The following is an 11,675-nucleotide window of genomic DNA, read 5'->3' on the forward strand; positions in this document are numbered from 1 at the left end:
ACGAAAACGCGGTTTTTAAGGGTTTTAGATTTGTAACAGAAATGTCACAGGGCCATCATTGACCAAATGCACCTGCATATCGGCCCCAAAACGACCTGATTCTACTGTCGGGTGAAGACGTCTGGCCTCTCCCAGCAGATGATTGAACAACGCCTCGGCCAACGCAGGAGGGGCCGCCGTGGAGAAGCCGGGGCGCAGGCCACTTTTGGTGTCTGCCGCCAGGGTAAATTGCGATACCAGCAGCAAACCACCGCCAATATCGGCCAGCGAAAGGTTCATTTTGCCTTCGGCATCGCTGAACACCCGGTAGTTGAGGAGCTTGTGCAACAACTTGGCGGCGCTTGCCTCGGTATCACCGGGTTCGACGGCGACCAGCACCAGCAAACCCTGGTCGATCGAGCCGACTATCTCCCCCGCGACCTCAACCCGCGCCCCACTGACACGCTGCAACAACCCCCTCATGCTTCGTCCGGTTGCAAGTTGAGCAGGCTGCGGGCCATTTGCTCGGTGGCGCGTACCAATGCATCGGTAATCCCGGGTTCGGAAGCGACGTGTCCGGCTTCACGAATGATCTGCAGCTCACTGCCAGGCCAGGCCTGATGCAGCTCCCAGGCGTTATCCAGCGGGCAAATCATGTCGTAGCGACCATGCACGATGACCGCCGGCAGATGGGCAATCTTGTACATGTCACGCAGCAGCTGATTGGGCTCCAGGAACGCGTTGTTCATAAAGTAGTGGCATTCGATGCGGGCAATGGACAGTGCCCGGTGCGGGTCACAGAAGCGCTCGACCACTTGCGGGTTTGGCCGCAAGGTAGCCGCACGGCCTTCCCAGGTCGACCAGGCCTTGGCCACGTGCATCTGGGCAATCTGGTCATTGCCTGTCAGGCGCTTATGAAAGGCACTCATCAGGTCATGACGCTCATCCGGCGGGATTGGCGCTATGTATTCCTGCCAGTAGTCCGGAAAGATCCGGCTGGCACCTGCCTGATAGAACCATTCGATTTCTTGAGGACGAGCCAGAAAGATCCCGCGCAGAATCAGCCCGTGCACCTTGTCCGGATGGCTTTGCGCGTACGCCAGTGACAGGGTCGAGCCCCACGAGCCACCAAACAGCACCCACTTGTCGATGCCCAGGAACAGGCGGATCCGTTCCATGTCGGCAACCAGGTCCCACGTCGTGTTGCTGTCCAGACTGGCGTGGGGGGTTGAACGCCCGCAACCGCGCTGATCAAAGGTAATGATGCGGTACAGGCCCGGATCGAAGTAGCAGCGGCTGTTGGCATCGCAGCCCGAACCCGGTCCACCGTGGACAAACACCACTGGCAGGCCGTCTGGCGAACCGCTCTCGTCAACGTAAAGCACATGCGGGCCATCGACTGCCAGTTCATGCCGGGCGTAGGGTTTGATCTGCGGGAACAAGGTCTGCATTACGCACTCCGGGAGGTCGGGATAATGTTGCCTCTGGCATCATAAACCCGATTGGGTGCAATGAGCATGCCCTTAAAAACACTGTGGTTGAATATCGGGCTGTTGCTTAAACCCTGTGGGAGCGGGCTTGCCCGCGATGGCATCGCGGGCAAGCCCGCTCCCATACAACCCGACTCAGCCCTTGGAGTATCGCTGCTGGCCCCACTCGATAATCCGCGCCAGCAACTGCTTGAGCACCACCTGGGTCGGTGCCGCAAGGTCTTCGCGATAGTTGAACGGCTCGAACTCTTCCATATAAGTGCACTGGGCCAGTTCCAGCTGCACGGCATGGATGTTGTCCGCCGGACTGCCGTAGTGACGAGTGATATGACCGCCCTTGAAGCGTCCGTTCAGGATGTGGCTATAGGCCGGATGCTCGGCACAAATGGCTTCAAGGTCGCGGGCCAGGGTCGGATCGCAACTGGCACCATTGAAAGTGCCCAGGTTGAAGTCCGGCAAGCGCCCGTCAAACAGGTGCGGTACGCAAGAACGGATGGAGTGCGCATCAAACAGCAGCGCATAGCCAAACTCGTCCTTCAGGCGCTTGAGTTCCTGCTCCAGGGTCAGGTGGTAGGGTTTCCAGATCTGCTCCAGATACGTTGCACGCTCTGCGGCAGAAGGCACCTGCCCTTCGCGAAACAATGGCACACCGTCGAACAGCGTGGCCGGGAACAGCCCGGTGGTCGCACCTACATACATCGGCGCATCGTCCTGCGGGCGATTGAGGTCGATCACAAAGCGCGAATACTCCGCCGCCAGGGTGCTGGCACCCAGTTCGGCGGCAAACTCATAGAGCCGCGGGATATGCCAGTCGGTATCCGGCAGGCTTTGCGCTTCGGGGATCAGCCCGGCCTTGACCGCAGGTGTCAGCTTCAAGCCTGCATGGGGCATGCTGATCAGCAATGGCACACGGCCTTGTTTGAATGTCAGAACCTTGTCCACAAGCTTTTCTCCTAAAGCGTTACGTCAACGCCGCTGCGCACGACGCGTTTGTCCAGATCACCACCCAGCCAGTAGGCCAGGTCTGCCGGACGATCAATGTTCCAGGCAACAAAGTCAGCCACTTTGCCGGGTTCAAGCGAACCGTGGGTCTCGCCCATACCCAATGCCGTCGCTGCATGCTGGGTGACGCCAGCCAGGGCTTCTTCGGGGGTCATGCGGAACAAGGTGCAGGCCATGTTCAGCATCAGGCGCAACGACAAGCCAGGGGACGTGCCGGGGTTGAGGTCGCTGGCGATGGCGATTTTCACTCCGTGCTTGCGCAGGGCGTCCATCGGCGGCAACTGGGTTTCACGCAAGAAGTAAAATGCACCGGGCAAGAGCACGGCCACGGTGCCGGAGGCGGCCATGGCAATGGCGTCTTCTTCGGTCATGAATTCCAGATGGTCCGCCGACAACGCCTGGTAGCGCGCCGCAAGGCTTGAGCCATGCAATGAGGACAACTGCTCGGCATGCAATTTGACCGGCAAGCCCAATTGCTGCGCCACTTTGAATACCCGCTCAACCTGGGCGGGCGAAAACGCCAGGTATTCGCAGAACGCATCCACCGCGTCTATCAGACCTTCGGCAGCCAACGCGGGCAGCATCTCGTTGCAGATATGCTCGATATAGTCGTCGGCACGGTCCTTGTATTCCGGCGGTAAGGCATGGGCCGCAAGGCAGGTGCTACGCACCGTGACCGGCAACGCTTCACCCAGACGACGGATCACCCGCAAAATTTTGCGCTCGCTTTCAAGGCTCAGGCCGTAACCGGACTTGATCTCGACGCTGGTGACGCCATCGCGCAGCAAACACAGCAAACGCTGACGGGCACTGGCGAACAATTCATCTTCGCTGGAAGCTCGGGTCGCACGCACGGTGCTGGCAATACCGCCCCCGGCTGCGGCGATTTCTGCATAGCTCACGCCCTGCAAGCGCTGCTCGAATTCGCCGCTGCGATTACCGCCAAACACCGTGTGCGTATGGCAATCGATCAGCCCCGGCGTCACCCACGCCCCTTCCAGGCCGTGGGTTTGACCATACTCGCCCGTCGGCAACTGCTGACGCGGACCAATCCACTCAATGTAGCCATCACGGGTGACAATGGCGGCATCCTCGATGATCGAGTACGTGCCATTGGCCATGGTTGCGACATTGCAGTGTTGCCAAAGGGTTTTCATTGCGTCACTCCGTCAATGTTCAAAAACTCAGGAAAGCTCGGGAGCCACTTCAATCGCCCGACCCGCTGCCGGCTTTACCCACAATAGATAAGCCACCACCAGGAATACAATCCAGACCGCGCCTACCATCAGTGCCGCCTGGGTCTCAGGGAAGTAACCCAGTACGCCGAAGATAAACACCATGAATGCGATAGCAGCCATTGGCGCATACGGCCAGAACGGTACCGGGAACTTGAGCTCGGCTACTTGCTCACGGGTCATGGAGCGGCGCATGGCCACTTGGGTCACCAAAATCATCAACCACACCCAGACCGTGGCGAAGGTGGCAATCGAGGCGATGACCAGGAAGATGTTTTCCGGGATCAGGTAGTTGAGCACCACACCGCCCAACAACGTAGCGCCCATCACCAGTACGGTCATCCACGGCACGCCATGGCGGGAGATTTTTGCAAAGCCTTTAGGTGCCTGCCCTTGCTGGGCCAGGCCATACATCATGCGACCCGCGCCGAAGATGTCGCTGTTGATGGCCGACACCGCCGCCGAAATCACCACGATATTCAGAATGGTGGCCGCCGAGCTGATGCCCAGGCTGTCAAAGATCTGCACAAACGGGCTGCCCTGGCTGCCGATCTGGGTCCAAGGGTAGATCGCCATCAACACAAACAGGGTCAGTACATAGAACAGCAGAATGCGCAGCGGCACCGCGTTGATCGCTTTCGGAATCACACGCTGCGGATCTTTGGCTTCGCCGGCAGTGATGCCGATGATTTCAATACCGCCGAAGGCAAACATCACCACGGCAAACGAAGCGATCAAACCGCCCACGCCATTAGGCATGAAGCCGCCGAAGGACCACAGGTTGCTGATGCCGGTAGCCACGGCATCCGTGCTGCCAGACGTACCGATGCCAAACAGCATGATGCCGAAACCGGCCAGGATCATGGCCACGATCGCGGCAACTTTAAGCAGCGACAGCCAGAACTCCATTTCGCCAAAGACTTTGACGCTGCACAGGTTCAAGCCGCCGATCAGCAGCACGATGCCCAGCACCCAGATCCAGCGCGCGACTTCCGGGAACCAGAAGCCCATGTAAATGCCGAAGGCGGTGACATCGGCCAGACACACGATGATCATCTCGAAGGCATAGGTCCAGCCCAGGATAAAGCCGGACATGGGGCCCAGGTAGGTGCTGGCATATTGGCCAAACGAGCCGGATACCGGGTTATGCACGGCCATTTCGCCCAGTGCACGCATCACCATGAACACCGCGGCGCCACCAATCAGGTACGCCAGCAGCACAGCAGGCCCAGCCATTTGGATGGCAGCGGCTGAACCATAAAAAAGACCCGTTCCGATCGCTGAACCCAGCGCCATAAAACGGATGTGGCGAGCGGATAGCCCGCGTTTCAAACCTTGAGTCTGGTTTTGCATTTCGCGTCCTTGATTATTTTTGTCGGCGAAAACAGAGACGCAGAGGGTCGATAAGACCCTCTGCGTTTTTTGGGGTTACAGGCTTGGCAGAACGTGAGCAGGCAGCAGATCGTTCAGGCAACGGGTTGCCAGCAGTTGCATGGCAACTTCGATATCCGGCGCGAAGAAGCGGTCTTTCTCATAATGAGCAACCTTGCTGCGCAGGGTGGTACGAGCGACTTCAAGCTTGGCCGAGGTTTTCAGGCCATCACGCAGATCCAGACCCTGGCACGCGGCCAGCCACTCGATCGCCAGTACGCCTCGGACGTTTTCGGCCATTTCCCACAGACGCTTGCCAGCAGAAGGGGCCATCGATACGTGGTCTTCCTGGTTGGCCGAGGTCGGAATGCTGTCAACGCTGTGTGGGTGGGACAACGCCTTGTTCTCGCTGGCCAGGGCCGCAGCCGTTACCTGAGCGATCATGAAGCCGGAGTTCACGCCACCATTGGCCACCAGGAACGGCGGCAATTGCGACATGTGCTTGTCCATCATCAACGAGATCCGACGCTCGCTCAGCGAACCGATTTCTGCAATCGCCAGCGCCATGTTGTCAGCAGCCATTGCAACCGGCTCGGCGTGGAAGTTGCCACCGGAGATCACGTCGCCCTGCTCGGCGAATACCAGCGGGTTATCCGACACTGCGTTGGCTTCAATGCCCAGCACTTCGGCGGCCTGGCGGAACTGGGTCAGGCAGGCACCCATCACTTGCGGCTGGCAACGCAGGGAGTACGGGTCTTGTACCTTGTCGCAGTTCTTGTGCGACTCGGACACTTCGCTGCTCGCGCCCAGCAGGTCGCGGTAAATGGCAGCGGCGTCGATCTGACCGCGTTGACCGCGGGCAGCATGAATGCGTGGATCGAACGGCGAGCGCGAACCCAGAACGGCTTCAACGGTCAGGCCGCCACAGGCCATCGCGGCAGCAAACAGGTCTTCGCCTTCAAACAGACCGCGCAAGGCATAGGCCGTCGACACTTGAGTGCCGTTAAGCAGGGCCAGGCCTTCTTTGGCAGCCAGGGTCAGCGGCTCAAGACCGGCTTGTTTCAAGGCCGTGACGGCATCCAGCCACTCACCCTTGTAACGGGCCTTGCCTTCGCCCAGCAGCACCAGCGACATATGCGCCAACGGTGCCAGGTCGCCGGATGCGCCTACCGAACCTTTAAGTGGAATGTGCGGGTAAACCTCGGCATTGATCAGCGCGATCAACGCATCGATCACCACGCGACGAATCCCGGAGAAACCACGGCTCAGGCTGTTGACCTTGAGCACCATGATCAGGCGTACCAGATCATCGCTGATTGGCTCGCCGATACCGGCTGCGTGGGACAGCACCAAGGAGCGCTGGAGGTTTTCCAGGTCTTCGCTGGCAATTTTGGTCGAAGCCAACAAACCGAAACCGGTGTTGATGCCGTACGTGGTGCGGTTCTCGGCAAGGATCTGCTCAACGCACGCCACACTGGCATCGATCTGCGCCGACGCACTTTCGTCCAGGCTCAGGGTGACTGGCTGCTGATAGATGTCACGCAGTTGGGCAAGGCTCAGTTGGCCGGGGATCAGGTTTAACTCAAGCACGTTAATACTCCTTCACGCGTGTAACCGAAATGTATGTGGTAGTCGCTGCCGCAGGCTGCGAAGGGTTGCGGAGCAACCCGTTTTCTTGAAGGCCCTGCTAGCCCCTTCGCAGCCTTCGGCAGCGACTACAGGTATTTATCAGCCGTTGATCATCGGCAGGTTCAGGCCCTGCTCGTTTGCACAGTCGATGGCGATGTCGTAGCCCGCATCTGCGTGACGCATCACGCCGGTTGCCGGGTCGTTGTGCAGTACACGGGCGATACGCTCAGCCGCTTCGTCGGTACCGTCACACACGATCACCATCCCCGAGTGCTGAGAGAAGCCCATGCCCACGCCACCGCCGTGGTGCAGCGAAACCCAGGTCGCGCCGCTCGCGGTGTTCAACAGGGCGTTGAGCAATGGCCAGTCGGACACGGCGTCCGATCCATCTTTCATCGACTCGGTTTCACGGTTCGGGCTCGATACCGAACCGGAGTCCAGATGGTCGCGGCCGATCACGATCGGGGCTTTCAGCTCGCCGCTGCGCACCATTTCGTTGAACGCCAGGCCCAGCTTGGCGCGCTGGCCCAGACCAACCCAGCAGATACGTGCCGGCAGACCCTGGAAGCTGATGCGCTCGCGAGCCATGTCCAGCCAGTTGTGCAGGTGGGCGTCGTCAGCGATCAGCTCTTTGACCTTGGCGTCGGTTTTGTAGATGTCTTCGGCATCGCCCGACAGCGCGACCCAGCGGAACGGGCCTACACCACGGCAGAACAATGGGCGGATATAAGCCGGTACAAAACCAGGGAAGTCGAAGGCGTTTTCTACGCCCACTTCTTTGGCCATCTGACGAATGTTGTTGCCGTAGTCGAAGGTCGGCACGCCCGCTTTCTGGAAGGCCAGCATGGCTTCAACGTGCTCGCCCATCGAGGCTTTGGCGGCTTTGACCACGGCTGCCGGATCGGTCACGGCGCGGTCGCGGTACTGCTCCCAGGTCCAGCCTTTTGGCAGATAGCCGTTCAGGGGGTCGTGGGCGCTGGTCTGGTCGGTGACCATGTCCGGGCGTACGCCACGACGAACCATTTCTGGCAGCAATTCAGCGGCGTTCCCACAAAGCGCGATGGAGATCGCTTTGCCTTCAGCGGTGTATTTGGCGATACGGGCCAGCGCGTCATCCAGGTCCACGGCTTGCTCGTCGACATAGCGAGTGGCCAGGCGGAAATCGATACGGCTTTGCTGGCATTCGATGTTCAGCGAGCAGGCACCGGCCAGGGTGGCGGCCAGAGGCTGTGCGCCGCCCATGCCGCCCAGACCTGCGGTCAGTACCCACTTGCCGACCAGGCTGCCGTTGTAGTGCTGGCGACCGGCTTCGACGAAGGTTTCGTAGGTGCCCTGGACGATGCCCTGGCTGCCGATGTAGATCCAGCTGCCGGCGGTCATCTGGCCGTACATGGCCAGGCCTTTGGCGTCGAGTTCGTTGAAGTGCTCCCACGTGGCCCAGTGCGGTACCAGGTTGGAGTTGGCGATCAGTACCCGTGGTGCATTGCTGTGGGTTTTGAACACGCCGACCGGCTTGCCCGACTGCACCAGCAGGGTTTCGTCATCGTTGAGGTTGGTCAGGCTTTCGACGATTTTGTCGTAGCACTCCCAGTTACGTGCTGCCCGGCCAATACCGCCATACACCACCAGCTCGGTCGGGTTCTCGGCCACTTGCGGGTCGAGGTTGTTCATCAACATCCGCAGCGGCGCTTCGGTCATCCAGCTTTTAGCAGTGAGCTGGGTGCCACGGGCGGCGCGGATTTCACCTTCACGGTGACGGGTGAACTCGGCAGGCGATTTTGGGGTAGTTGAAGTCACGGGTAACTCCTCAGCGATAGTCGGATGCGTCGGGTGTGAGAAGAGGATCGACGCACACTTATGTACTTGTACATACAAGCATATGCAAGTTAGCGGCCAATGTGTGAAATTCGCAAATGAAAAAGTTAGAGAGCCCGAAAACACAGGCTAAAAACCGTGCGCCAGGTTTTTGAGAAGAGGATGAATGATTCGCAGGAGTGTTACTGGAGGAGGTCTGTGCGCTGAGTTGGGGCGTTCGGTAACAGAGCGTGTAGCGTGTGTAGTCGCTGCCGCAGGCTGCGAAGCGGGACGCGGGTGCTCCAGGAAAACGGGTTGCTCCGCAACCCTTCGCAGCCTGCGGCAGCGACTACATGATCAGTTAGACCGCGCTCAACTCAATCACACAGCACAGGCCTGTCACCGTCACTTCAAGCAACTCGCGATTGCCGCTCAGTTGCAAACAGTCGTAACGGCCCAGGTGTTCGTGGCAGGTGTTACCCAGGCCCACATGAACCTGTTCGCCTGCGCTGAAAACCACCAGGGTGTGCGCCGAAGTGAACACGCGCTGAGGGGTGGTCGCCTCCAGCCATTGCAACCGCGCGGTGTAGCGCTGCGGGGCATAGATCAGATTGAAGTCGCGAATCGGACCATCGATCAGGGTGCAGGCAACGGCGCTTTCACCCTTGAATGCAAAAGCATCGAACGGTAACAGTGCCCGCGTGCTCACCCCGTCGACCTGCAGGTTCATGCCCGCACCCTGCAGCACGCTGATGATTCGCTGGTAGCCGTCAAAACGTGAAAAGCCGCCCGACTCGCCGATATCGGCAATCGACAGGCGCCAGCCAAAGCCATCAAGGCCCTCGCCTGCGTCTCGGGTGATTTCTTCAGTGCTGCCGCCGCCGTTCTTCCACGGCATGCGCGGATAGTCGACGGCACGTAAAACTTCAGGCTGGATCATTTATTGAAACGTCCTTCAAGACGATGACGGGAACCGGGGTGGATCAGTCGGGCGGCGGTAACAGGCTGACGACCCGACCAGGTGCGGCGACGAATCAGCAGGCACGGCTCGCCAGGCTCGATTTGCAGTAATTTGCACTCTTTGGGGTCAGCCAAAATCGCTTCGACCACGTGCTCGCCCTCAGTCAGCGGGGCGACTTGAGACAAATAGGCGTAAGGCGTTTGCAGGGTGAAATCCTGCTTGAGGTAGTCCGGTGCCACCAGGGCATTGACGAAACGGTCCTCGATTTGCACGGCAATCCCGTTCTCGTAGTGCACGATCAGTGAGTGAAAGACCTTCTGCCCTTCACGCATGTCGAGCACGGCGGCACGTTCCGAGCCGGCCATTTCTTCACCCAGACTGATGACCTTGCAGGTGTGCTTGTGCCCGCGAGCAGCGATTTCATCGGCGATATTGTTGACTTCGAACAGCGCGGACTGGGTCTTGGGCTCGGCCACAAAGGTGCCAACGCCCTGCATGCGCACCAGCAAGCCGTCGGCGGTCATTTCACGCAGCGCACGGTTGATGGTCATGCGGCTGAACCCCAACTGGGTCACAAGCTCGCTCTCGGAAGGCACACGATAATGCGGCGGCCAGTTTCCGCTCTGGATCTGCGCAGTGATCATTTGCTTTACTCGAGCGTAAAGCGGGGCCGGGCTATCGCCCATGTGGGCGGCCAGCGGGGACACGACAGGCGGAGTCGACACAGGCAATCCTTGGTAATGAGTTAAGAGTCGTAGCTTGCCGGAGTTTACCGAGCAGGCAAACGTCTGTATATGTATATACAAATTACAAGCAATGGGGTACCGAACCGATGTCCGTCTTCTTTGCCGAGCGCGCGCTACTGCCTACAGGCTGGGCTACCAATGTCCGCATCGAGGTCGGTGCCGATGGCTACTTGACCCGAATCCAGGCCAATGCCGACGCGCACGGCGCCGAACGGCTGAACGGCCCACTGCTACCGGGCATGCCGAATCTGCACTCCCACGCATTCCAGCGGGCCATGGCCGGTTTGGCCGAAGTGGCGGGCAACCCCAACGATAGTTTCTGGACGTGGCGCGATTTAATGTATCGGCTCGTCGGAAAAATAAGCCCTGAACAGCTCGGTGTCATTGCCCGTCAGTTGTACATCGAAATGCTCAAGGCCGGTTACACCTCGGTGGCTGAATTCCATTACGTGCACCACGATCTTTCGGGCCAGCCCTATGCCAATCCAGCAGAACTGGCGCTGCGCATCAGCGAAGCGGCGCGCTCCACCGGCATTGGCCTGACCTTGCTGCCAGTGCTCTACAGCCACTCCGGCTTTGGCGGGCAGGCACCCAACGACGGTCAACGGCGTTTTATCAACAGCACCGAGCACTACCTGAAGCTGCAGCAACAGCTAAAGCCGCTGCTGGCTCAACAGCCTGCACAAACCCTGGGCTTGTGCTTTCACTCGCTGCGCGCCGTCACTCCCGAGCAAATCCACGAAGTTCTGCAGGCCGGCGACACGACCTGCCCGGTGCATATCCATATCGCAGAGCAACAAAAGGAAGTCGACGATTGCCTGAGCTGGAGCGGCAAACGTCCAATCCAGTGGCTGTATGACAACGTTGAGGTCGATCAACGCTGGTGCCTGGTGCATGCAACCCACGCCAACGCTGCCGAAGTCCAGCTGATGGCGCAGAGCCAGGCCGTGGCCGGGTTGTGCCTGACCACCGAAGCCAACCTGGGTGACGGCATTTTTCCGGCCGTGGATTTCCTTGCTCAAGGCGGGCGAATGGGCATTGGCTCGGACAGCCATGTGTCCCTGAGCGTGGTTGAAGAGCTGCGCTGGCTGGAATACGGCCAGCGCTTGCGCGATCAGCGCCGCAACCGGATGTATCGCAGCGACCAGCCGATGGTCGGCCGCACTCTGTATGACGCCGCACTGGTGGGCGGCGCCCAGGCGATGGGCCAGGCGGTTGCCGGATTAGCCGTTGGTCAGCGCGCCGACTGGCTGGTACTGGACGGTAATGACCCGTACCTGGCCACGGCACAGGACGACGCCATTCTTAACCGCTGGCTGTTTGCGGGCGGCGATCGTCAGGTACGAGACGTATTGGTCAACGGTCAGTGGGTGGTGCGCGACGGCCGTCATGCCGATGAAGAAGCCAGCTGCCGCGACTTCACCCGGGTGCTGCGCGAGTTGTTGGGGTAACAAAACTGCGGTCGCCC

The 11,675-nt window shown here is 59.7% G+C and carries 10 protein-coding genes; 1 reads left to right on the top strand and 9 read right to left on the bottom strand.

Features of this window, described 5'->3' with window-relative positions:
- Positions 1 to 24: 24 nt before the first annotated feature.
- From dtd to hutC, 9 genes are all read right to left on the bottom strand, one after another.
- Positions 25 to 462, bottom strand: coding sequence for a D-aminoacyl-tRNA deacylase (gene dtd, locus V6P94_RS01565; RefSeq protein ID WP_133076780.1), 438 nt, complete (start codon positions 460 to 462; stop codon positions 25 to 27).
- Positions 459 to 1,430 (bottom strand): prolyl aminopeptidase, encoded by a 972-nt coding sequence (pip, locus tag V6P94_RS01570; protein WP_133076781.1) that lies wholly within the window; start codon positions 1,428 to 1,430, stop codon positions 459 to 461. The genes dtd and pip overlap by 4 nt, the downstream gene beginning before the upstream one ends.
- A 174-nt stretch (positions 1,431 to 1,604) precedes the next feature.
- Complete coding sequence (gene hutG / locus V6P94_RS01575; RefSeq protein ID WP_133079158.1) at positions 1,605 to 2,411, bottom strand: N-formylglutamate deformylase; 807 nt, start codon at positions 2,409 to 2,411, stop codon at positions 1,605 to 1,607.
- A gap of 11 nt (positions 2,412 to 2,422) precedes the next feature.
- Positions 2,423 to 3,628: an imidazolonepropionase gene (gene hutI, locus V6P94_RS01580; RefSeq protein WP_338648938.1), complete on the bottom strand. Its 1,206-nt coding sequence runs from the start codon at positions 3,626 to 3,628 to the stop codon at positions 2,423 to 2,425.
- Between the two features lie 27 nt (positions 3,629 to 3,655).
- Positions 3,656 to 5,059 carry an amino acid permease gene (locus V6P94_RS01585; protein ID WP_219262193.1) on the bottom strand — a complete coding sequence of 468 codons (1,404 nt, stop codon included), beginning with the start codon at positions 5,057 to 5,059 and terminating at the stop codon, positions 3,656 to 3,658.
- 75 nt (positions 5,060 to 5,134) lie between these two features.
- Complete coding sequence (gene hutH, locus V6P94_RS01590; RefSeq protein ID WP_133079155.1) at positions 5,135 to 6,667, bottom strand: histidine ammonia-lyase; 1,533 nt, start codon at positions 6,665 to 6,667, stop codon at positions 5,135 to 5,137.
- Positions 6,668 to 6,805: 138 nt separating this feature from the next.
- The gene (gene hutU / locus V6P94_RS01595; RefSeq protein WP_326427561.1) at positions 6,806 to 8,503 is read right to left on the bottom strand and encodes a urocanate hydratase; all 1,698 of its coding nucleotides are present in this window, start codon (positions 8,501 to 8,503) and stop codon (positions 6,806 to 6,808) included.
- A gap of 358 nt (positions 8,504 to 8,861) precedes the next feature.
- Positions 8,862 to 9,440 carry a HutD family protein gene (locus V6P94_RS01600; protein ID WP_133079153.1) on the bottom strand — a complete coding sequence of 193 codons (579 nt, stop codon included), beginning with the start codon at positions 9,438 to 9,440 and terminating at the stop codon, positions 8,862 to 8,864.
- Complete coding sequence (gene hutC / locus V6P94_RS01605) at positions 9,437 to 10,147, bottom strand: histidine utilization repressor (protein WP_219262600.1); 711 nt, start codon at positions 10,145 to 10,147, stop codon at positions 9,437 to 9,439. Before hutC ends, V6P94_RS01600 begins: the two co-directional genes overlap by 4 nt.
- Positions 10,148 to 10,293: 146 nt before the next feature.
- Between hutC and V6P94_RS01610 the strand changes: the two genes are divergently transcribed.
- Positions 10,294 to 11,658 carry a formimidoylglutamate deiminase gene (locus V6P94_RS01610; protein ID WP_219262540.1) on the top strand — a complete coding sequence of 455 codons (1,365 nt, stop codon included), beginning with the start codon at positions 10,294 to 10,296 and terminating at the stop codon, positions 11,656 to 11,658.
- Positions 11,659 to 11,675: the final 17 nt, after the last annotated feature.

The sequence above is a fragment of the Pseudomonas sp. ML2-2023-3 genome, assembly GCF_037055275.1.
Lineage (GTDB): Bacteria > Pseudomonadota > Gammaproteobacteria > Pseudomonadales > Pseudomonadaceae > Aquipseudomonas.

What these genes read in the sequence shown, in the direction of transcription:
- V6P94_RS01610 (WP_219262540.1), top strand. Translation starts at nt 10,294, where the DNA reads ATGTCCGTCTTCTTTGCCGAGCGCGCGCTACTGCCTACAGGCTGGGCT.
- dtd (WP_133076780.1), bottom strand. Translation starts at nt 462, where the DNA reads ATGAGGGGGTTGTTGCAGCGTGTCAGTGGGGCGCGGGTTGAGGTCGCG.
- hutC (WP_219262600.1), bottom strand. Translation starts at nt 10,147, where the DNA reads ATGGGCGATAGCCCGGCCCCGCTTTACGCTCGAGTAAAGCAAATGATC.
- V6P94_RS01600 (WP_133079153.1), bottom strand. Translation starts at nt 9,440, where the DNA reads ATGATCCAGCCTGAAGTTTTACGTGCCGTCGACTATCCGCGCATGCCG.
- V6P94_RS01585 (WP_219262193.1), bottom strand. Translation starts at nt 5,059, where the DNA reads ATGCAAAACCAGACTCAAGGTTTGAAACGCGGGCTATCCGCTCGCCAC.
- pip (WP_133076781.1), bottom strand. Translation starts at nt 1,430, where the DNA reads ATGCAGACCTTGTTCCCGCAGATCAAACCCTACGCCCGGCATGAACTG.
- hutI (WP_338648938.1), bottom strand. Translation starts at nt 3,628, where the DNA reads ATGAAAACCCTTTGGCAACACTGCAATGTCGCAACCATGGCCAATGGC.